15 protein-coding genes are annotated in these 20,808 nt (G+C 73.2%); 5 read left to right on the top strand and 10 right to left on the bottom strand.

Going from position 1 to position 20,808, the window contains the following annotated elements:
* The first annotated feature begins 22 nt into the window (after positions 1-22).
* On the top strand, positions 23-3,454 hold the full coding sequence (locus tag TR48_RS46535) for a discoidin domain-containing protein (protein ID WP_201777092.1): 3,432 nt from the start codon (positions 23-25) through the stop codon (positions 3,452-3,454).
* Positions 3,455-3,545: 91 nt separating this feature from the next.
* Here TR48_RS46535 and TR48_RS05630 read toward each other — a convergent pair whose 3' ends face one another.
* From TR48_RS05630 to TR48_RS05620, 3 genes are all read right to left on the bottom strand, one after another.
* On the bottom strand, positions 3,546-4,568 hold the full coding sequence (locus tag TR48_RS05630; RefSeq protein ID WP_042364770.1) for a LacI family DNA-binding transcriptional regulator: 1,023 nt from the start codon (positions 4,566-4,568) through the stop codon (positions 3,546-3,548).
* A 531-nt stretch (positions 4,569-5,099) separates the two neighbouring features.
* Positions 5,100-6,062, bottom strand: a complete 963-nt coding sequence (locus TR48_RS05625; protein ID WP_063770913.1) for an ROK family protein — start codon at positions 6,060-6,062, stop codon at positions 5,100-5,102.
* Positions 6,063-6,177: 115 nt separating this feature from the next.
* Entirely contained in the window at positions 6,178-7,863 is a 1,686-nt protein-coding gene (locus TR48_RS05620; RefSeq protein ID WP_063770912.1) for a glycoside hydrolase family 27 protein, read from the bottom strand.
* Positions 7,864-8,178: 315 nt separating this feature from the next.
* Between TR48_RS05620 and TR48_RS05615 the strand changes: the two genes are divergently transcribed.
* Positions 8,179-8,973, top strand: coding sequence for a sigma 54 modulation/S30EA ribosomal C-terminal domain-containing protein (locus TR48_RS05615; RefSeq protein WP_042364769.1), 795 nt, complete (start codon positions 8,179-8,181; stop codon positions 8,971-8,973).
* A 150-nt stretch (positions 8,974-9,123) separates the two neighbouring features.
* Here TR48_RS05615 and TR48_RS05610 read toward each other — a convergent pair whose 3' ends face one another.
* The 3 genes from TR48_RS05610 to TR48_RS05600 form a co-directional block, all read right to left on the bottom strand.
* The gene (locus TR48_RS05610; protein ID WP_042364768.1) at positions 9,124-9,783 is read right to left on the bottom strand and encodes a DUF4360 domain-containing protein; all 660 of its coding nucleotides are present in this window, start codon (positions 9,781-9,783) and stop codon (positions 9,124-9,126) included.
* 109 nt (positions 9,784-9,892) lie between these two features.
* Entirely contained in the window at positions 9,893-11,260 is a 1,368-nt protein-coding gene (locus TR48_RS05605) for a sensor histidine kinase (RefSeq protein WP_042364767.1), read from the bottom strand.
* Positions 11,257-12,045, bottom strand: coding sequence for a response regulator transcription factor (locus TR48_RS05600; RefSeq protein ID WP_042364766.1), 789 nt, complete (start codon positions 12,043-12,045; stop codon positions 11,257-11,259). Before TR48_RS05600 ends, TR48_RS05605 begins: the two co-directional genes overlap by 4 nt.
* A 138-nt stretch (positions 12,046-12,183) precedes the next feature.
* Here TR48_RS05600 and TR48_RS05595 point away from each other — a divergent pair, with 138 nt between their 5' ends.
* Together TR48_RS05595 and TR48_RS05590 are read left to right on the top strand one after the other, a co-directional pair.
* Positions 12,184-14,373: an MMPL family transporter gene (locus tag TR48_RS05595; protein WP_042364765.1), complete on the top strand. Its 2,190-nt coding sequence runs from the start codon at positions 12,184-12,186 to the stop codon at positions 14,371-14,373.
* Positions 14,370-15,089 carry an LmeA family phospholipid-binding protein gene (locus TR48_RS05590; protein ID WP_042364764.1) on the top strand — a complete coding sequence of 240 codons (720 nt, stop codon included), beginning with the start codon at positions 14,370-14,372 and terminating at the stop codon, positions 15,087-15,089. Before TR48_RS05595 ends, TR48_RS05590 begins: the two co-directional genes overlap by 4 nt.
* Before the next feature lie 10 nt (positions 15,090-15,099).
* Here TR48_RS05590 and TR48_RS05585 read toward each other — a convergent pair whose 3' ends face one another.
* The 4 genes from TR48_RS05585 to TR48_RS05570 form a co-directional block, all read right to left on the bottom strand.
* Positions 15,100-15,768, bottom strand: a complete 669-nt coding sequence (locus TR48_RS05585) for a response regulator (protein WP_042364763.1) — start codon at positions 15,766-15,768, stop codon at positions 15,100-15,102.
* On the bottom strand, positions 15,765-17,093 hold the full coding sequence (locus TR48_RS05580; RefSeq protein WP_084728856.1) for a sensor histidine kinase: 1,329 nt from the start codon (positions 17,091-17,093) through the stop codon (positions 15,765-15,767). Before TR48_RS05580 ends, TR48_RS05585 begins: the two co-directional genes overlap by 4 nt.
* Before the next feature lie 207 nt (positions 17,094-17,300).
* Positions 17,301-18,485 carry an acyltransferase family protein gene (locus TR48_RS05575; RefSeq protein ID WP_042364762.1) on the bottom strand — a complete coding sequence of 395 codons (1,185 nt, stop codon included), beginning with the start codon at positions 18,483-18,485 and terminating at the stop codon, positions 17,301-17,303.
* Positions 18,486-18,495: 10 nt separating this feature from the next.
* The gene (locus TR48_RS05570; protein ID WP_042364761.1) at positions 18,496-19,509 is read right to left on the bottom strand and encodes an alpha/beta hydrolase; all 1,014 of its coding nucleotides are present in this window, start codon (positions 19,507-19,509) and stop codon (positions 18,496-18,498) included.
* A 280-nt stretch (positions 19,510-19,789) separates the two neighbouring features.
* On the opposite strand from TR48_RS05570, the gene TR48_RS05565 reads away from it, so the two are divergent.
* On the top strand, positions 19,790-20,689 hold the full coding sequence (locus tag TR48_RS05565) for a PfkB family carbohydrate kinase (protein WP_042364760.1): 900 nt from the start codon (positions 19,790-19,792) through the stop codon (positions 20,687-20,689).
* Positions 20,690-20,808: the final 119 nt, after the last annotated feature.

The following is a 20,808-nucleotide window of genomic DNA, read 5'->3' as shown; positions in this document are numbered from 1 at the left end:
CCCCGACAGAGCGAGGAATGCCATGAACGCACGCTCCCCGGGGTTCACCCCGGTCACCCGAGGCACCGTCAGATCGATGTGGACGGCGGCTCTGGCCGTCCTGGCCCTGCTCACCGCCCTCTTCACCGCCGGCGCGCCGGCCGCGCGCGCGGCCGGGACACTGCTGTCGCAGGGCAAGACCGCCACCGCCTCCTCGGTGAACACCGGCAACGCGGCGGCCAACGCGGTGGACGGCGACACCGGCACGCGCTGGGAGAGCGCCTGGAGCGACCCGCAGTGGCTTCAGGTGGACCTCGGCGCCAGCTCCACCATCAGCCAGGTCGTGCTCCAGTGGGAGACGGCGTCGGCCAAGGCCTACCAGATCCAGGTCTCGGAGGACGGCTCGAACTGGACCTCCGTCTACTCCACCACCAGCGGTCCCGGCGGCACGGAGACGCTGAACGTGTCCGGCGCCGGCCGCTACGTCCGCATGTACGGAACCGCGCGCAACACCCAGTACGGCTACTCCCTGTGGGAGTTCCAGGTCTACGGCACCGCCGGCACGGGTGGTTCCTCCTGCGGCACGCAGAACGCCGCGCTGGACCAGCCCGCCACCGCCTCCTCGACCGAGAACGCCGGCGCCCCGGCCTCTGCGGCCGTGGACGGGAACACCGGCACGCGCTGGTCCAGCCAGTTCAGCGACCCGCAGTGGCTGGAGGTGGACCTGGGCTCGACGCTGACGGTCTGCCAGGTCGTCCTGGACTGGGAGACGGCCTACGCGACGGCCTTCCAGATCCAGACCTCGACCGACAACACCAACTGGACGACCGTCTACTCCACCACCACCGGCACCGGCGGCACCCAGACGCTCGACGTCACCGGCACCGGGCGCTACCTGCGCATGTACGGGACCGCCCGCGCCACCCAGTACGGCTACTCCCTGTGGGAGATGCAGGTCCTCACCGGCGGCAGCGGCAACTCCGGTGGCGGCACGGGCAACTGCGGCACCACCAACGCCGCCCTGGGGCACCCGGCCACCGCGTCCTCGATCCAGGACGGCAACCCGGCGTACGACCCCTTCTACGCCACCGACGGCAGCACGCTGACCCGCTGGTCGAGCGCGTCCTCGGATCCGCAGTGGATCGAGGTCGACCTCGGCGGGAGCCTGCCGATCTGCCAGGTGGTGCTCCAGTGGGAGAACGCCTACGCGTCCGGATTCCAGATCCAGACCTCGACCGACAACACCAACTGGACGCCGATCTACACCACGACGACCGGCACCGGCGGCACGCAGACCCTGAACGTCACCGGCACCGGCCGCTACGTCCGCATGTACGGCACCGCGCGTGGGACGGGCTACGGGTACTCGCTCTGGGAGTTCTCCGTCTACACCGTCGGCAACCAGACGGTCACCATCCCGCCGCCCCCGCCGCAGCCGGCTCCGGGCAGCTGCCCCTGGCTCAACGAGCCGAACGTCGCCGTCCCGACCCGCGTCGCCCAGCTCATGGGCGCGATGACGCAGGACCAGAAGGACGCGATGCTCTACGGCGACGGCTCGAACGTCTACATCGGGCAGATCGCCGCCCAGCCCTCGCTGTGCATCCCGAGCGTCAACCTCGAGGACGGGCCCAGCGGCGTCGGCGACGGTCTGGGCGGGGTCACCCAGTTCCCGGACGGAGAGGTCTCCGCGGCCACCTTCGACACCGACTACGAGCACAGCTTCGGCGTCGCGGTCGGCCAGGAGTTCGCCGGGAAGGGCGTGAACGTCTCGCTCGGCCCGACCATCAACATGGTGCGCGACCCGCGTTGGGGCCGTGCCTACGAGACCTTCGGCGAGGACCCGTACCTCACCGGTCAGATCGTCAGCGCCGACGTCCAGGGCATGCAGAGCCAGGACGTGATGGCCGAGGTCAAGCACGCGGCCGCGTACAACATCGAGCAGCCGTCCGCGCCCGGCAACGAGATCATCGACCCGCGCACCCTGCAGGAGATCTACCTGCCCGGCTTCCAGACCGCCGTCGAGAAGGGCGGCGCGGCCGCGCTCATGTGCGGGTACAGCATGGTCAACGGCAACTACTCCTGCCAGAACCCGGCCATCGAGAACGTCCCGATGTACCAGCAGGCCGGGTTCCAGGGCTTCATCACCTCGGACTGGGGCGGCATCCACTCCACCGTGCCGTCGGCCAACGCCGGGGAGACCGTCGAGATGCCCTTCGGCGGGTTCTTCGCCGCCTCACTGGAGCAGGCCGTCGCGGCGGGCCAGGTCACCCAGGCCACCTTCGACACGATGGTGTCCCGGGTGCTGACCCAGATGTTCCGCTTCGGCATGTTCGACAAGGCGCCCAGCGGTTCCACCACCGCCATCGTCGCCACGCCCGCGCACCGGGCGGTGGCGCTGCGGGGCGACGAGGAGGGCACGGTGCTGCTGAAGAACAACGGCGTGCTGCCCCTCGACCCGAACGGCGGCGAGTCCATCGCGGTGATCGGCACCGACGCGAGCTCGGGGGCGATCACCGGTGGCGCCGGCAGCGGCAGCGCCACCAGCACCGGCACCTACGACCCGCTCTACAGCATCCAGCAGCGGACCGCCGGGACGAACGTCACGGTCGCCTACGACGACGGCTCGAACCAGGCCTCCGCGGTCGCGCTCGCGCGGTCCTCGAAGGTGGCGATCGTCTTCGCGGCCGACAACTACGGGCACGAGGAGTCCGACAACACCTCGCTCAACCTGCCGAACAACCAGGACGCGCTGATCTCCGCGGTCGCCGCGGCCAACCCGAACACGATCGTCGTGCTGAACGACAACTCGGCGATCCTGATGCCGTGGCTGAACCAGGTCGCGGGCGTCTTCGAGGGCTTCTACCAGGGCCAGGAGTTCGGCCAGGCCATCGCGGCGCTGCTGTTCGGCGACGTGAACCCCTCGGGGCGCCTGCCGATCACCTTCCCGACCTCGCTCACGCAGGTGCCGGCGAACACGCCCGCGCAGTGGCCGGGCGTCAACGGCACGGTGCAGTACTCCGAGGGGCTCGACATCGGGTACCGGTGGTACGACGCGAACAACGTCACGCCGCTGTTCCCGTTCGGCTTCGGCCTGTCCTACACCAGCTTCTCGTTCGGCAACCTGCAGGTGGGGGCCTTGAACAACGGCCAGGCGACGGTGACGGCCACCGTCACCAACACCGGCGGCCGGGCCGGGACGGAGGTCGCGCAGCTCTACGTCGGCGATCCGGCCTCGGCCGGTGAACCGCCCCACCAGCTCAAGGGGTTCCAGCGGATCACACTGAACCCCGGTGCGTCCGGCACCGTCACCTTCACCGTGAGGGCTCACGACCTGGCGGCGTGGGACACCGGCAGCGGGCACTGGGTCGCGGGGGCGGGGAACTACCAGATCCTCGTCGGTGACTCGTCGCGCAACCTGCCGCTGTCCGGCGGGCTGACGCTCGGCTCGGCGATCACGGCCGACGCGATGGACTAACGGAGCCGGAGCTGCCGCTTTCGGGAGCCTCGCGACCGCGCTCCCCCCGAAAGGCGACAGCCATGAACCGGCGTGATCCGGCCGGCTCTCGTCAGGCGCTCTCGCGCCGGACGAGGGTCGGCTGGAAGACCCGGGACTGCAGGGTGCGCTCCGGTGCGGCGATCTGCTCCAGCAGCAGCTCCGCCATCTGCGCCGCCATCGACTCGACCGGCTGCCGGACGGTGGTCAGCGGCGGATCGCAGGTGATGGCGGCGCTGCTGTCGTCGAAGCCGACGAGCGCCATGCGTTCGGGGATCGCGATGCCCGCGCGGTGCAGGACGGCGACCGCGCCCAGCGCCATCAGGTCGGAGGCGACGAACACCGCGTCCGCGTCGGGCGCGGACGCCAGCAGTTCGCGCATCGCGGTCGCGCCGCCCGCCTGCGTGAAGTCGCCCTCGACGCAGCCCTCCTCGGCCAGGCCGTGATGGGCGAGGCGCTCACGGAACGCGTCCAGGCGCTCGCGGCCGGCCGGCGTGTCCAGCGGGCCGGACGCCGTCGCGATCCGGCGGCGTCCCAGCCCGACGAGGTGGTCGACGGCGAGGAAGACCCCGGCCCGCTGGTCCAGCTCCACGAAGCTGATCGGCAGCGGCTCGCTGGGGCGGGCGAACAGGACCGCCGGGACCCTGGCGTCGGCCAGCGCCGCGGGGAGCGGGTCGTCGGTGTGGGTGGAGACCAGCACGACGCCGTCGACGTGGCCCTGCCGCAGGAAGTTGATCAACTGTCGCCGGGACGGCTCGTCGTCGACGATCGCCAGCACCAGCTGCACGCCGCGCGGCCGGACCGCCTGGGTGACGCCGCTGACGACGCGGCCGAAGAAGGGGTCGGCGAAGATCTGCCCGGCGCTCATGTCGGAGACCGCAAGGGCGATGGAGCCGGTCGTGCGGGTCACCAGCGAGCGGGCGGCGAGGTTGGGGGTGTAGCCGGTCGCGGCGACGGCCTTCTCGACCGCCGTGCGCAGCGCCGGGGCGACGGAGGCGTTTCCGTTCACCACGCGCGAGACCGTCGCGCGCGACACACCGGCGACCTTCGCGACATCGACGAGTGTGACCACGTCCGCTGCGGGCTTCTTCGGCATGCATGAGTTATACACGCCGCCTCTGAGATGCGGCGGGCCCGCGCGGCAGGAGCTGCGCGAAGCGGCGCCGACGGGGTGCTCCGTCCCGGCGGCGCCGCTCCCTCGGGCCCGTCGGCCTCAGCCGACCGTCCACCGCCGCAGGGCGGCCCCTGCGGCCGGCGACGGGGTGGCCGCCGCGGTGAAGGCGAGCGGATGCGCGGAGACGGGGCGGGTGTCCCCGGCCGTCCCAGGGTTGTTCCACCCGCGCTGCGGGGCCCCCTCGCGACGGCCGCGCTGCCGCCGGTCAGGCTGAGGGCGAGGCCGCTGCAGCGGTTGACCAGGCGGTAGCCGCCGTCGGCGTGGAGGACCCGCTGCCCGCCGGGGACCGCACCAGGGCCTGGATCGACCACTGCTGACCGGCCGTCGGCCCCTATGCGCCCGGCTTGCCGAGCTTCGCGGCCGCGTCCCAGGCCCGGCCCGCGTTCTTCGCCGAGTCCACGCCGAGCAGTTGGCCGCTGGCGGCGTTGGCGACGGGTCCCCCCGCGCAGGCGGTCAGCGCCGCGCGGCGAGGCGGGCGTGGGGGCGGGGTGGGGCGCCGACGCGCACGCGCGCGGGGCGCTGCTCCAGCGCCAGCAGGCCCGCGCCGACGCAGCCCGCGTCCCGGCCCAGCCCCGCTGGGAGGATCTCGGGTGTGGTCTGGAAGGCGAGGCGCTTCTCCAGCGCCGCCCGCAGCGGGTCGAAGCAGGACCGCCCCACCTGTGCCGGGCCGCCGCCCACCACGATGCGGCGCGGGTCGAACAGCGCGACGGCCGCGGCCAGCCCGTCGGCCAGGGCGGGGACCGTGCGGTCCCACAGCCACTCGGCGACGTCGTCGCCGGCCTGGGCGCGACGCCACAGCTCCTCCCCGCCGACCTGCTCGCCGGTCGCCCTGCTGTACGCGGCGGCCAGCGCCGCGTCGGAGGCCACCGTCTCCAGGCAGCCGCGCTTGCCGCAGGCGCAGAGCCGTCCGCGCGGCCGGACCGTCAGATGCCCGATCTCACCGGCGGACCCATGGCCGCCGAGCAGGATGCGCCCGTCCAGCACGAGCGCCGCGGCGATGCCGGCCCCCATCTGCACGAACAGGAAGGACCGGCAGCCGCGTCCGGCGCCGAGACGCGCCTCGGCCAGCGCCGCCGCCCGCACGTCGTGGCCCAGCACGACGGGGATGCCCAGCTCCTCGGCCGCCCACTGCCGGATCGGCACCTCGCGCCAGCCGAGGTTCGCCGCGAAGGTGCAGATTCCGGCGGCCTGGTCGATGATGCCGGGCACGGCGATGCCCGCCGCCACCGGGCGGTGTTCGGCCGCCAGCTCCCCGGCGAGGTCGAGCAGCGTCTCGACGACGGCGTCCGGACCGCGCTCGACGCCGGTGTCCGCGCTCGCACGGTGCAGCACGGTGGCGTCGGGCGCGAGCACCGCGCCCCTGATCCGGCTGCCGCCGGCGTCGAGTGCGAGGACGACCCCCTCACGGGTTCCCATCACGGCCGTTCCTCCCCCGGTGGTGCAGCGCTCGAAGTTGTGTCCTTTATAGGGAGACTGCTCAGGACTGTGCAACGGGCGGGCGCCACCGACGGACGATCACGCTGACCGCCCGCTACTGCGGCAGCGACCAGGTCTGGTTGAACTGGTTCTGGCCGCAGGGCCAGATGTCGACCTTCGTGCCGTCGGCCGAGCCGCCCCCGTAGACGTCCAGGCAGTCGCCGGAGTTCGGGTTCACCAGGTTGCCCGCCTGGGCGTAGCTCCACTGCTGCCCCGCGGACCCGTTGCAGGCGCGCAGGTCGACGTAGGTCCCGGCGGTGGTCGCCGACCCCGGCACATCGAGGCACTTGCCGAGGGTGCGCACGGTGCCGTCCCCCGGCAGTGTCCACCGCTGGTTCGGGTTGCCGGTGCAGCCGTAGACGATGACCGGGTTCCCGTCGGCGGTGCCGGAACCGGAATCGTCCAGGCACTGACCGGCGATGCCGGTCACCTGACCGCTCTGCACGGTCGTGCCACAGCCCGCGCTCGGGGTGATCCGCAGCAGGGCGGTTCCGTGCGCGGGAACGGAGGCGCTGATCGCGCCGCTGGTCGTGGATGTCGCGCCGGACCAGAGGTCCTTGACCCCGAACGTGCAGCCGCTGCCTCCGGCGAAGCCGGCGGCCGTGGTGGTCGTGTTCGCGGTGACCGTCGACGCCGAACGGTTGAGGACCGCCACGGCGCGGTCGCCGTTCGCCAGCGGGCGGGTCAGCACGTCGAGCGTCCCGTTCTGGGAGACCACGTAGCCGGGATGCCCGAGGGAGTCCTGGTCGACGGCGATGACGTCGCTGTTGCCGAGGTCGGCGACGGACGCCGCGCTGAGCTGGGTCACGTCGTCGCTGAGGATCATCGGCGCGCCCATCTCGGCCCACAGCGAGAGCTGGCTGCGCGACTCGGCGGAGGTCAGGCCACCGTCACCGGCGATGAGGAAGTCCGGGTCGTTCCAGTTGCCCGGGCTCTCGTAGCGGTGGATCGGGTTGTTGTAGCCGTAGTTGGTCAGCACGCTGCTCCAGCGGCTGGTGTTGGGCCTGCTCGCGTCGTACGTCGCGATGTCGTAGCCCTCGCGCCAGAGTTGGCCGTACTGGCCGACCCAGCCCAGCACGGTGTTCCAGTCGGTGGTGCCCTCGAAGTACGCGGGCGCGGACTCGGAGAAGACGATGGGGCGTCCGGTCGCCTTCAGTGCCTGGCTCATCTGCTGGTAGGCGCTCTGGTAGGTCTGCTCGGAGCTCTGCCCGGCCGCGGAGAGGACGTTGCAGCCGTCGAGCTTGAGGTAGTCCACACCCCAGGAGGCGAAGAGGTTCGCATCCTGCTGCCAGTGCCCCCAACTGCCCGCGTAACCACCGCAGGTGGAGGTGCCCGCGTCCTCGTAGATGCCGAACTTCAGGCCAAGGGCGTGCAGTTGCTGTCCGACGTAGGCCATGCCGTCGGGGAAGCGGCTCGGGTCAGCCTGCAGGTTCCCGTTGGCGTCGCGGGAGGTCTGCATCCAGCAGTCGTCCGTGGTGACGGTGTTGTAGCCCTTCGCCGCGAGGCCGGTCGAGACCAGCGCGCGGGCGTTGGCCAGGATCGTCGACTCGGTGTAGCCGCACTGGAAGTGGGCCCAGTCGTTCCAGCCCATCGGCGGTGTCAGCGCGAGCGCGGAGCCGGAGGTCGCGGTCGGCGAGGCGGCCGCCTGCGGAACCGCGGCCAGACTCAGCGTTAACGCGGCACCGGCGGCGGCCAGCATGGCGACCAGGCCGTGGGCGGTCTTCGTTCCGGAGCGGGGCACGGTTGTCCCTTCGGGAGAAGTGGATGACGCCGCGTCACGCGCGTGGGGGCGCGCATGAGTGGAGGCACACTCGCATGGGGTGCGGCGTCGGCTCAGATGCTAGGCAAGGACTGCGCGATTGAATAGACATCTGTGCGCACTTCTGCACGCTGACTCTGCAATTGATCAGAACTGAGCAACACTCGAGTCAGTGGGCACCCCGGCGTCGATTCGTACCTTTCGGCACTGGACACTCTTCCTGACAGATGTGGAATATCGGCTGCACGGGGACCGTCCCCGGCGGCTGGAGAGGCGAACTGCGGAGGGCTTGGGCTCGTGAACGACGCGATCTTGATGCGTGCCGACGGGGTGGCGCTGGATCTCGCCCACGAGGTGAGGCGGCGGGTCGGCGATCTGGTCAGCGGGACGGACTCGCTGGTCGAGGCGCTGCGGGTGCGGCTGAGCCGCACCCACGACGAGGAAACGGAACAGACGCTGTGTCAGGTGGACGCGGAGGTCGACGGACGCCGCGTGCGCGTTCAGCGCCTGGCCGCGGACGCCCGCCTGGCGGGCGACCGTCTGGTCGAGGGCCTGCGGCAGCGGATCGCCGAGGTCTCCCTCGAATGGCGCCCCCGCCCCTGGACCGACCGCGCCGACGCTCCCGAGGAGCTGCCCGCGGCGACGCGGGAGGACGTCCGCCCCGCGACCGTCGGCTGGGCGGAGCGCGCGGGCCGCGCGATGCTGCCGGCCATCGCCCGCATCAAGGAGCCGTTGCTCGTCTGGTGCGCCCCCGAGGTCGCCGTCCGGACGCTGGACGCGATGGACTACCAGGCCCACCTGTTCACGGACCCCTCCACCGAGCAGGACTCGGTCGTCTACCGGGCCGGCCCCACGGGTTACCGCCTGGCCTCGACGGCGCCGGAGAGCGCACCGCCCCGCGCTCCGCGCTACAACGCGTCCCTGCTGACCCTCTGCCCCCGCCCCGCGCCGCGCCTGACGGACCACGAGGCGGTCGAGCGCTGCGAGCAGTCCGCGCTCTCCGCGCTCTTCTACGCGGACCCGAGCACCGGCCGCGGCCGCCTCCTCTACCGCCGGTTCGACGGCCGCTTCGGCCTCGTCCGCGGCGAGTAGCTCTTCTAGGGGCGCGAGAAGCTGCGCGAGCAACCACCGGCGTGCGGACATCCCCGCGCGTTCGGGGCTCTGTGTGGGCGATCGGCTGCTCGCGCCCACGCGGCGGAGCCGCAGATCGGCAGAGCCTCGCGCCCCCAGGTGGTGCGCCTGTCAGCGCCTGGGGCACTGCTCCCAGGCGAGGTGGTAGATGGTGGTGAGGCTGCCGTCGGTCGAGTCCATCGTCATGAAGCTGGTCTGGCCCGGCGACTGGGAGCCGGCACGGACCAGGAGCTGCGTGTTGATGTTCAGGTCGCGGGTCTCGCCGCAGGGGGCCCAGACGAGCGAGGCGACCGACGCGGTGTCGGTGGCCTGCCAGTCGTCCGACATGGCCCCGTTGAAGGCGTGGCTGAGGGTGCCGGTCTGCGCCTGGCCCTGGAAGTAGTAGTTCGCCGCCTCGATGCCGCTCGCGCCCGGCGCGAGGTAGGCGTAGCCGCGGTAGTCCGCCTCGGCGATGGCGTAGGTGAAGCCCTGCGGGGCGTTGATCTGGACGACGAGCTGGCAGTTCTTGCGGAAGTCGGTGGGCAGGGAGTTGCCGCCCGCCTGGGCCAGGTAGTTGCTGTAGGTGACGGTGAAAGCGGTCGCGTCGGGCGAGACCGTGGCCGCCGTGGTCCCGGACGGGCAGCCGGAGCCGTTGGCGTTCACCAGCCCGATGGTGAAGCCGCCGGGCGGGGGCACGTCTCGCCCTGAGGCGTGGGCCACGGAGCCGGTGGCCGCCAGGGACGTGGCGAGCAGCGCGGTGGCGACGGCGGCCTTGCCGATGGAGCGGATCATGGAACTTCCTCTCGTCGTACGGACGATCCCCGAAGTTGTCATGCACCAATCAGACCTCAACCTAGCGCACTTCACAGCTTCTGCACAGGTTCGCCGCGCCCGAGGGCGGCTACAGCGTCACCGTGAAGCACGCTCCGGACTCCGGGCCGTGGCCGCGCGCGGTGATGGTCGCGCCGAGGCGGGTGGTGAGGCGGTGGGCGATGGCGAGGCCGAGGCCGGTGCCGACCGGACGGGTGGCGCGGTAGCGGTCCCGCAGGGCGCCCGGGTCGAAGGCGACGGCGAGGTCGTCCTCGCTGAGCCCCGGACCGCCGTCGCGGACCTCGATCTGCACCCTGCCGCCGTCCTCCCCGGCGCGCGCCGCCAGCACCAGCGGAGCGCCCGCCGGGGTGACCCGCAGGGCGTTCTGGACCAGACCGTCGAGGAGCTGCCGGACCCGGAAAGGGTCCGTCCGGACCGTCAGCGGAGCGTCGGGACGCTCCACCCGCAGCTCCACGCCCTGGAGTTCGCACGAGCCGGACCAGAACGCCGCCGTCTCGGCGACCACCGCGCCGACCTCGGTGTCGGCGAGTTCGAGGCGGAAGTCGTCCGCCTCCAGGCGCGCCAGGTCGAGCAGGTCGGCGAGGAAGCGGTCCAGGCGGCGGGTCTCCTCGGCGAGGGTGCGGCCGACCTCCGGCACCTGCTCCGGCTCGATCAGGCCGTCCGCCAGCGCCTCGGCGTAGCCCTGAACCGCGGTCAACGGCGTGCGCAGCTCGTGCGAGACGGAGAGCAGGAACTCCCTTTGGCGGTTCTCACTGCGGGCCAGGGCCTGGTCGAGCGTGGTGAGGGCGCGGCCGATCTCGGCGGCCTCGCGCGGTCCGGCGTCGGGTGCGGCCAGGCCGCGTTCGCCCTCGGCCAGACGGTGGGCGACGGCCGCCGACGCGGTGAGCGGCCGGGCGATCCGCCGTGCCAGCAGTCCGCCCGCGAGAGCCGCGCCCAACAGGCCCACCAGCAGCGGCGGAAGGATGTCCCGGCGGACCTGACCGGCCTCCCGGTCGACGGTCGCGTAGGGCTCGGTCAGCACCACCGCGCCGCCGCGCGCCGTCGGGGCGCCGACCAGTAGCACGTCCTGGCCGCCCAGGATGCTCCGGGCCGAGACGGACCGTCCGTTCAGCAGCGCCGACTTGGAGGCGAGGTCGACGGCCGGCGCCGCGGCGCCCGAGACGCCGCCGCCCGGCGCGATGACGGCGAACTGCTCGCCGTTCGGCCCCGCCAGCCGCTCCGCGCCGCTGAAGAGGACCGGGGAGATCACGGGCAGCCGGCTGAGCAGCGTCGCCTGCCGGGTCAGGGTGTCCCTTTCGCGCTGCTCGGCGGCGTGCGCGGCGGACTGCCAGGCAACGAGCCCGGTCACCAGGGCGGCCACGGCCGCGACGACGGTGGTGAGCAGGACGAGACTGCCCGCCAGGGTCCTGCGGGCGCGCGGCCTGCGTTCGGCGCTCACCGACCGGAGCCCGTCCGGCCGTTCGCTCCGCCTGCGCCGTTCGCCCCGGACGCGCCGGGGTCCGCCGCGCTGTAGCCCACGCCGCGCACGGTCCGCAGCGGGCTCGCGTCGCCGAGTTTGGCGCGCAGCTGGCTGACGAAGACGTCGACCATGCGGGTGTCCCGGTAGCCGGGGTAGCCCCAGACCTGGGCGAGCAGCTGGTCGCGGGTGAAGACCCGGCCGGGGTGCCGGACCAGGTGGGCCAGCAGGCCGAACTCCGTGGCCGTCAGCTCCACCGGCTCGTCGTCGCAGTGCGCGCGATGGGCCGCCAGGTCGAGGGTCAGCCGGCCGAGACGGACGACCGTCTCGACGCCCCGGGCCGGCCCGCGTCGCAGCACGGTCTTCACCCGGGCCACCAGCTCACGCGGCGAGAAGGGCTTGACCAGGTAGTCGTCCGCGCCGAGCTCCAGGCCGAGGATCCGGTCGGCCTCCTCCCCGCGCGCGGTGACCAGCAGGATCGGGGTCCAGTCGCCCGCGTCGCGCAGCGTGCGGCAGAAGGAGACGCCGTCCACGCCCGGCAGGCCGATGTCGAGCACGATGGCGACGGGACGCATCCGGCGGGCGGCGGCCAGTCCGGCCGCGCCGTCCGCCTCGACGTGCACGCCGAAGCCCTCACGCGCGAGGTAGAGCCGCTGGATGTCGGCGATGTGCTTCTCGTCCTCCACGACCAGCACCAGGCCGTTGGACCGGGCGCCGTCGGACGGCGCCCCGCCGGAAGCGCCGGAAGCAGGGTGCGGGAGGTTCATGCGGGTGGCCTCTCGGGATCGCGGACAGGCCCGATGCTAACCGGGCGCCCCGGCCCCACCCGGTCCGCGCGCCCGCCCGTACACTCCCCGAACATTCCGCCAACACAGCGCTCACCGCGCCACGCCACAGTGGGGCCCATGATCACCGAAGCGGGCGCTGAGCCCGGACTGCTGCACCGGACCGGGCGCTGGTGCGCCCGCCACGCCTGGCGCGTCGTCGCCGCGTGGCTGGTCCTCATCGTCGGGCTCGGCGTCGCGAACCACCGCTGGGGCGGCACCTACGCGGACAGCTTCTCGCTGCCGGGCACGGCCGCGCAGACCGGCACCGACCTGCTCAAGGCCCACGGCGACGCCAGCTCCTCGGGCGTCTCCTCGCCCCTCGTGCTCGACGCCGGGCACGGCACGCTGGCCGGCCACCAGGCAGCGATCGGGACCGCCGTCGGCGCCCTGCGCCGCCTCCCCGATGTGCTCTCCGTCACCGATCCGCTGACCACCCCCGGCGCCGTCGCGAAGGGCGGCGCGATCGGGACCGTGACCGTGCGCTTCTCCAGCAACCCGGCCGGCTTCGAGCGCTCCTACCTGAACGGGGTCGACGCGGCGGTGCGGCCGCTGCGCGCGGACGGGGTCACCGTCGAGTACGGCGATCCGCTCGGTCAGCTGGCCGAGCCCAAGTCGGCCGACGCCGTCTCGGAGGCGATCGGGATCGGCGTGGCGCTGCTGGTGCTGCTGATCGGCTTCGGCAGCGTCGCCGCGACCGGGCTGCCGCTGCTCACGGCGGTCCTCGGCCTCGGCGTCGGGCTGAGCGGCCTCGGGCTGATCGCCGCGCACGCGAGCTTCGCGCAGGCGGCTCCGACGCTCGCGGCGATGATGGGGCTGGGCGTCGGCATCGACTACGCGCTCTTCCTGGCCACCCGGTTCCGGGCGCTGCTGCGGGCCGAGGAGGAGCTGGACCCGGCCGAGGCGGTGGGGCGGACGGTGGCCACCAGCGGGCGCGCCGTGCTCGTCGCGGCGGCGACGGTGGCGATGGCGCTGGGCGGCCTGTACGCGTCCGGGATCGGCTTCATCGGCGCGCTCGGCGCGGCAGCCGGGATCACCGTGGTGGTCGCGGCCTGCGCGTCGCTGACCTTCACCCCGGCGCTGCTGGGCCTGCTCGGCCGGCGGATCGACCGGCTCCACGTGCGCCGGCCCGTCGCCGAGCCGACCGGCGACGGCGACGTCTGGCACCGCTGGGCCGCCCGCGTGGGGCGGCGGCCGTCGCTCTTCCTGGCCGGCGGCGTGGCGCTGCTCGCCGTGCTCGCCGCGCCGGTCGCGTCGATGCACCTCGGCCATGTCGACGCGGGCGCCCAGCCCGCCTCGCGGACGGACCGGCGCGCCTACGACCTGATCGCGCGGGGCTTCGGGGTCGGGGCCAACGGCCCGCTGACCGTCGTGGTGCAGCTCGACGGCGACGAGGTCGCCGACGCGTCCGCGCGGCAGCGGCTCGCGACGACGCTGCACAGCGACCTGGCCGCCGTGCCCGGCGTCGCCTCGGTGACGCCTCCTGTGGCGAGCACCGACCACGTCCTGCTGATCAGCACCGTCACCCCGACGACCGGCCCCCAGGACCGGGCCACCACCGACCTGTTCCACACGCTCCAGAACACCGCCCTCCCCCACGCGTTGGACGGCGGGGGCGGCGCGACCGGCTACGTGACCGGCGTGACCGCGTCCGGCCTAGCCTTCACCGACCAGCTCGTCGCGAAGCTGCCGCTGATCGTCGGAGTGGTGGTCGGAGCGGCCTTCCTGCTGCTGCTCACCGTCTTCCGCAGCCTGCTCGTCGCCGTCAAGGCGGCGCTGCTGAACCTGCTGTCCATCGGCGCGGCCTGGGGTGTGGTCGTCGCGGTGTTCCAATGGGGCTGGGGCGGCTCGCTGTTCGGGGTGACGGAGAAGGTGCCCGTCGAGTCCTACGTGCCGATGATGATGTTCGCCATCGTCTTCGGCCTCTCCATGGACTACGAGGTCTTCCTGCTCTCGCGGATCCGCGAGACGTGGCTGCGGCACGGCGACAACCACCGCGCGGTCGCCACCGGCCTCGCCGCCACGGCGCGCGTGATCACCTGTGCGGCGCTCATTATGACCAGCGTCTTCCTCGCCTTCCTGCTCTCGGTCAACGTCGTGGTGAAGATGCTGGCCCTGGGACTGGGCGTCAGCGTGGTCATCGACGCGACCGTGGTCCGGCTGGTGCTCGTCCCGGCGACGATGTACCTGTTCGGGCGTGCCAACTGGTGGCTGCCCGGCTGGCTGGACCGGCTGCTGCCGCACCTCGACCCGGAGGGGGACGGCCAGTGACACCCCGACCTTCCGGCGTCCTGGGCCGCCGGCTCCCCCGCGGCCGACGCTTCGTCGCCGTCGTGGCCGTCCTCGCCGTCACCGGGCTGACGGCCGCCGGAACGGGCGAGTGGGCGGCGGGGCGCCTGCTCCGGGACCGGATCGCGGCGGCCGCGCCGGGCCTGGGCGCCGATCTGACCGTCAGCGCCGGGGGTTCGGCCTTGTGGGACCTGGCCCGGCAGCAGATCCCGCAGCTCGACCTGTCCAGTGACGACGCCACGTTGGGACGCCTCGGGCCGGTGGACGTCCAGGTCCGCCTGGAAGATGTCCGGTTCGGCGGCCGGGCGACGACCGTCGGCGGTGCGACCGCTGAGGTGACCGTCCCGCTGTCGGCGGTCGCGGACGCCGTGCAGGCCGCCGCGCCCTCGGTCGCGGTCGACGGGGCGACCGCCGACCCGCAGGCCGGCACCGTCACCGTCGCCCTGGGGTTCGGCGGCGCGGCCCAGCTGACACTGCGCCCGAGCGTGGTCGACGGGCGGGTCCAGATCGCGGCTGTCTCGGCGCAGATCCTCGGCCAGGCCCTGGCCCCCGCGCGCCTCGCGGGCTTGACCAAGGGCATGGGCCAAGGAGCGCAGCATGCCTACCCGCTGGGCCTGCGCGCCACCTCGGTCCGCGTCGACGCCGACGGCCTGCGGATCGAACTGAGCGCCGGGCCGCGCGCGTTGAAACGGACGTGAACGGCGCGCGTCAGTAGCCGGCCGGCCGCACCAGGCCCGTCTCGTAGGCGAAGACGGCGGCCTGGGTGCGGTCGCGCAGGCCGAGCTTGACCAGGATCCGGCTGACATGGGTCTTCACCGTCTGCTCCGCGACGACGAGCTTGGCGGCGATCTCCGCGTTGGACAGGCCGTGCGCGATCAGCGAGAGCACCTCGGTCTCACGCTCGGTCAGGTCGCCCACCCGCTCCTTCAGCGGCGTGCGCGGCGCGCCGGGGAGGCGGGTGAACTCGGCGATCAGCCGCTTGGTCACCGTCGGCGCAAGCAGCGCCTCGCCCGCCGCCACCACCCGGACCGCCTGGGCGAGTTCGGCCGCCGAGGCGTCCTTGAGCAGGAACCCGCTGGCTCCCGCGCGCAGCGCCTCGTAGACGTACTCGTCGAGGTCGAAGGTGGTCAGCACCAGCACCTTGACGGTGCTCTCCGCCGGGCCGGTGATGCGGCGGGTCGCCTCGATGCCGCCGAGGCGCGGCATCCGGACGTCCATCAGCACCACGTCCGGGCGCAGTTCGGCGACCTTCTCCAACGCGTCGAGCCCGTCGACCGCCTGGCCGACGACCTCGATGTCCGGCTCCAGGTTGAGCAGCACCGTGAAGCCCTGGCGGACCATCATCTGGTCGTCGGCGATCATCACCTTGATGGTCATGCGCGGTCCTCCACGGCGGGCACGTCGGTGGGCAGGACGGCGAACACCTCGAAGCCGCCGTCCGGGGTCGGCCCAGCGGCCAGTTCGCCGCCGAGCATCGCGGTGCGCTCCCGCATGCCGAGCAGCCCGTGCCCGGCGCCGGGCGAGGGCGCGGGCGGCCGCGCGGGCGCGGAGTTGGTGACGCGGACGCCCAGCCCCGCGGCCCGGTAGTCCAGTTGCACGTGCACGGCCGCGCCGGGCGCGTGCCGCATGGCGTTGCTCAGCGCCTCCTGCACGACGCGGTAGCCGGAGAGCTCCACGCCCGGCGGCAGCGTCCGCTGCTCGCCCGCGGTGACGAGCTCGACCTTCAGCCCCGTCGCGCGCACGTTCTCCAGCAGCTCCCCGAGGCGGTCCAGGGTCGGCTGCGGCGCGTCCGAGGTCCCGTCGGCCACGGGCTCCTCCGAGCGCAGCACGCCGAGCACGCGGCGCAGTTCGGTGAGCGCCTCGACCGCGTTGGCGCGGATCTCCGCGAGGTTCTCGACGAGCTCCTCGGGCGGGTTCTCCACGAGGTGCGGCGCGACCTGCGCCTGGATGGAGATCACCGACATGTGGTGCGCGACCACGTCGTGCAGTTCGCGGGCGATCCGGTTGCGCTCCTCCAGCAGGGTGCGGCGGGCCCGCTCCTCCGCCGTCAACTCCTCCTGCTCCACCAGCTTCGACCGCGCCTCGCGGCCGGCCCGCACAGAGACGCCGAGCAGCGTGACGGTGGCGAAGAGGATCACCGCGAAGCCGATCGCGGACACCTGCTGCTGCGGCTTGTACAGCTCGGCGAGGAACCCCGCGAACAGGCTCAGCCCGAACGCCTCGATCGCGACCCTGGCCCGGACCTGCAGCGCGAGCAGGAACAGCACGGCGGCGTGCAGGGAGATCGTCGCCGGCGTCCACCCCGCCTGCACGAACCGACCCGGGTCGGTGAACGCGAACACGATCCCGCGCCCCGGCGCGAGCGCGGTGGCCGTCCATGCTCCCAGGAGCATCGCCAGGATCGAGGCCCACCAGGCCCGCAGGGGGCGCCACAGCGCCCCCACCAGCGCGATGGACTGGACCCCCGCGAAGACTCCCCCCAGGGGTACGCCGAGGCCGTAGGAGAACGCGTACTGGTTGACGTTGAGGAAGAACAGCCCGAAGGCGACCGCCGTCAGCGGCACTAGCAGCCACCGGGACACCCGCCTCGTCCGCGGCTGCTCGCGCAGAGCGCCACCGACCAGGTCCTCCCGCACACTGCGCGCGGCAGCGCGCAACACCGCGCCTGGACGCCTCACGCTCGGACCCCCGTCGTCGCTCATCGGGACCACCCTATGGGTTTGAGGGGCGCGAGGACTTCTGCGCGCGGACTCAGTTGCACTTCCCAGCGGCGCGGGGCTCTGCTGATCTGCGGCTCCGCCCCGTGGGCGCGGCAGGCCACCCTGTGCGGTGAGTCCCCGAACGAGCAGGGCCATCCGCACGTCGTCGGCTGCTCGCGCCGTTCCCCGCGCCCCCTGAGGAGAGTGCGACTAGCGGACCGGTTGGAGGCGTTCTGCGCCGGCGGAGGAGGCGACGTGGAGGGTGGGGCCGTGGGAGCGGCGGCGGCCCTGCTCGTGGTGGCGGAAGGCCAGCCAGCAGAGGGTGAGGGCGGTGGCGAAGACGGGGAGCCAGGCGAGGCGGGCGAGGATCCAGGAGACGGTGTCCGGCGTGGTGTGGAGGCCGAGCAGCGGGTGGCCGGCCAGCAGGCCGAGCGCGGTGACCACGATCATCGAGGTCTGGTGCCAGAGGAAGATCGTCATCGCGGACAGGTTGACCAGTGCCACCGCCGCCCACGCCGCCGGCCTGGCGAGCACGCGGCGCAGCGGGCCCAGCAGGAGCAGGGCGAGGCCGCACTGGGCGAGGCCGAAGGTGACCGCGGCGAGCGTCGGCGGGTTCAGGTTGGAGATCCTGCCGCCGGGGACGCCGACCATGGAGGCGGGGTAGCCGGCCTGGGTGATCAGCAGGGCGGTGGCGGCCACGCCGCCGACCAGCAGGACCCAGCCGGTCATCCTGCCGCGCAGGCCCTCGCGGGCCCACACCGCGCCGAGGCAGTAGGGGACGAGCCAGCCCGCGGGCAGGTTGAGCCAGCCGAGCCAGGAGGGGCCGCCGAAGGCGAAGCGGATCAGGTCGACGTGCAGCACGACCGCGAGCGGCCACAGCGGGTGCAGTCGGCGGACCAGCGGGGTCGCGGCCGTCAGCGCGGCGAAGACCAGCAGGAACCACATCGGCGACAGGACCAGCTTGACCAGCGCCTCGACCGTCCCGAAGTCGACCCCGGCGAGCAGCAGCGCGGACGCGGTGACGGTCCACACCGCGAGCACCGCGAGGACGGGCCGGAACAGGCGCGTCAGGCGGGCCCGCAGCCATGCGGGGTAGCTCGTGCCGCGGGCCTTGGCGGAGACGTAGCTCTTGGTCGCCACCTGGCCGCCGACGAGGAAGAAGACGGCGAGGGTCTGGAAGACCCAGGAGACCGGCGTGAACGCCGGCAGGTGCTGGAGCGGGCTGACGACGTGGACGCTGCCGCTGTCGACGACGACGGCGGTGACGAGCCAGTGGCCGAGCACCACGCCGAGGATGGCGAAGGCGCGCAGGGCGTCGACGGCGCGGTCGCGCTCCGGTGGTGTCGCGGCGTCGATGCGCGCCGCGAGCCGGCGCAGGGAGGTGGTGGGGCGCACGGGATTCTCCTTAGAAGCGGCTTGTCGGTGGGAGGTCGCAGCAGTGGGAGGTCGCGCGGTCCGCGGCGCCGGAGACGATCGCGGCGATGCTGCGCAGCGGCACGGAGCCGGGCCTCAGGTAGTCGCTGTGGCCGCCGGCGCCGGCGGCGAAGAGGTGGGCGCCGAAGCCCGGCGTGACCGGGTCGGTGCCGAGACCGAGCGTGGTGAACAGGGCCGGGACGCGGACGTGCGGGACGTTTGCGATCCAGTCGCCGCTCGCGCGTCCGGCCCAGACGGTGGCCTTGGTGTGCAGGCCGGAGACGTTCGGGAGGTCGCTGCCGACGCCGGGGCTGCCGAACAGGACGATGTCGGCGACGTCGAGGCCGCTCGCCGCACGGGCGCAGAGGGTGGAGCCGTAGGAGTGGCAGATCACCGAGGTCCGCGCCTGTGGCCGGAAGGCCTCCAACCGGCCGACGAAGTCCTGCAGTTGCGGCGCGGCCTGGTCGGCGCGGCCGTCCGTCAGCACGGAGGGGCTGACGGTGTCGGGCGTGGCGTAGCCGAGCCAGGCGACGACGGCCGCGTGTGCCGCGTCGCCGCCGAGCTGTCGCTCCAGCGCCTGCGCGCCGGCGGCGAAGCGGTCGTAGGTGCCGAGGTTGGTGTCCGAGCCGGGGACGAAGACGGCGACGGTGCGGGCGGTGGCGAGGTCGCCGAAGACCTCGACGGTGCGGCCGCCGTCGCGGCCGTCGAAGGAGAGGAACCGCCGTTCCGGCTGCGAGAGTTCGGCCAGCTCGGTGGCGCGCTGCCGGTCGCCGTACCGCGTGGCCAGTCGCCGGGCGGCCACGATGTCGGCGCGGTTGGCGGTGTATCGCTGCGTCAGCTCGGCCGCTCCACCGCCTGCCGTGAGCGGTCCCAGCGCGGCGGGCGCGGGGGCCGGTACGGCCGTCGGCCGGGCCGCGCCGGCCAGCGGCACGGCGACGGACGCGGCGACGACGGCCGCGAGCAGCCCTCGGCGGAGCCGCCGGACCACGTTCGGGCGGGAGGTCATGACCCAACTCCTTCTGGTTACCGGGTCGTTCCACGCCCTGGCTGGCGCGGTGTTCCGGTACCGAAGCTAGGAATCGGGGCCTGTGGTCGGCGTCCCGCCGGGGGACGCACCTGCGGCGTAGCTCCCTGGTACTACGGGGTTGCAGGGAGGGACCCCTCCGGGACGAGGGGACTCGCAGCTTGCGCAAGATCAAGAAAGCCCTTGCAGGCTCCTCTCGCGGCTGTTTGACTCTCCCTCACTCGCGCCACTCGGGCGCAAAAGCGCAGTTGAGGAGGGTGCGATGAGCACGGAGACCGACGTGCTGGTGCTCGGCGGGGCCGGGGTGGACACGGTCGTCCACGTCCCCGAGCTCCCCCTGCCCTTCGCCGACAGCTACATGATCCGACCCGGAATACAGACCAGGGCCGGACAGACCGGCGACTTCGTCGCCCTCGGGCTGCATGCCCTGGGACGACGCGTGCACCACCTCGACCTGCTGGGGGACGACGTCGAAGGAGGCCTGGTCCGGGCCCTGCACGCGGAACGCGGCATACCGCTCACCGCGATCCCCCAACCCGCGGGCACCAAGCGGGCGGTGAACCTCGTCGACCCGCTCGGTCGTCGGCTCTCGCTCTACGACGACACGCGCTCCGCGCCGGACGACCGCCTGCCGGAGTCCCTCGTCCGCGAGCTGGCCGCCGCGAGCCGTCACGCGCACGTCTGCATCACCCATCCGTGCGCGTCGGCGCTGCCCGTGCTGCGGGAGTGCGGGGTCACGCTCTCGACGGACCTCCACGACTGGGACGGCGTCAACCCGTACCACGAGCCCTTCGCCTACACGAGCGACATCGTGTTCCTCTCCGCCATCCGGCTTGCCGACCCGGAGGCCGTGCTGCGCCGCATCGCGGAGCGGGGCCGCGCCTCCGTCGTGGTCGCCACCGCCGGCGCGGAGGGCGCCCACCTGCTCGTGGACGGCGCGCTGCACCACATCCCGCCGACCGCCCCGCCGGCCCCTGTCGTCGACTCCAACGGGGCGGGCGACGCCTTCGCCGCGGGCTTCCTGCACGCCTGGCTTTCCGGCGAGCCGGCCCTGCGCGCAGCACACCACGGTGCCGTCGCGGGGGCGCACGCCTGTACCGTCCCCTCGACGGCCCACGCCCCGATCACCCGCGAGCAACTGCTCCAGCGGGTGGAGGCGTGAAACGCGCGGAGGCGCGAAAGCCGAGGCATGAAAAAGAGGAGTGGTCTCAACGCCCACTCCCCGCCACTTACAACCTATAGCGCATGGGGGGCCTTGCGGAAAGGCCCTGGTGGTGCCGC

The sequence above is a fragment of the Streptacidiphilus neutrinimicus genome, from assembly GCF_000787815.1.
Classification (GTDB): domain Bacteria; phylum Actinomycetota; class Actinomycetes; order Streptomycetales; family Streptomycetaceae; genus Streptacidiphilus; species Streptacidiphilus neutrinimicus.
The sequence above is the reverse complement of the archived record's forward strand: the minus strand, read 5'-3'. Positions and strand labels throughout refer to the sequence as shown.

Excerpts from the sequence above, each read along its gene's own strand:
- TR48_RS46535 (WP_201777092.1), top strand. The coding sequence starts at position 23 with ATGAACGCACGCTCCCCGGGGTTCACCCCGGTCACCCGAGGCACCGTC.
- TR48_RS05630 (WP_042364770.1), bottom strand. The coding sequence starts at position 4,568 with ATGCCGAAGAAGCCCGCAGCGGACGTGGTCACACTCGTCGATGTCGCG.
- TR48_RS05625 (WP_063770913.1), bottom strand. The coding sequence starts at position 6,062 with ATGGGAACCCGTGAGGGGGTCGTCCTCGCACTCGACGCCGGCGGCAGC.
- TR48_RS05610 (WP_042364768.1), bottom strand. The coding sequence starts at position 9,783 with ATGATCCGCTCCATCGGCAAGGCCGCCGTCGCCACCGCGCTGCTCGCC.
- TR48_RS05600 (WP_042364766.1), bottom strand. The coding sequence starts at position 12,045 with ATGAACCTCCCGCACCCTGCTTCCGGCGCTTCCGGCGGGGCGCCGTCC.
- TR48_RS05595 (WP_042364765.1), top strand. The coding sequence starts at position 12,184 with ATGATCACCGAAGCGGGCGCTGAGCCCGGACTGCTGCACCGGACCGGG.
- TR48_RS05585 (WP_042364763.1), bottom strand. The coding sequence starts at position 15,768 with ATGACCATCAAGGTGATGATCGCCGACGACCAGATGATGGTCCGCCAG.
- TR48_RS05580 (WP_084728856.1), bottom strand. The coding sequence starts at position 17,093 with ATGAGCGACGACGGGGGTCCGAGCGTGAGGCGTCCAGGCGCGGTGTTG.
- TR48_RS05570 (WP_042364761.1), bottom strand. The coding sequence starts at position 19,509 with ATGACCTCCCGCCCGAACGTGGTCCGGCGGCTCCGCCGAGGGCTGCTC.
- TR48_RS05565 (WP_042364760.1), top strand. The coding sequence starts at position 19,790 with ATGAGCACGGAGACCGACGTGCTGGTGCTCGGCGGGGCCGGGGTGGAC.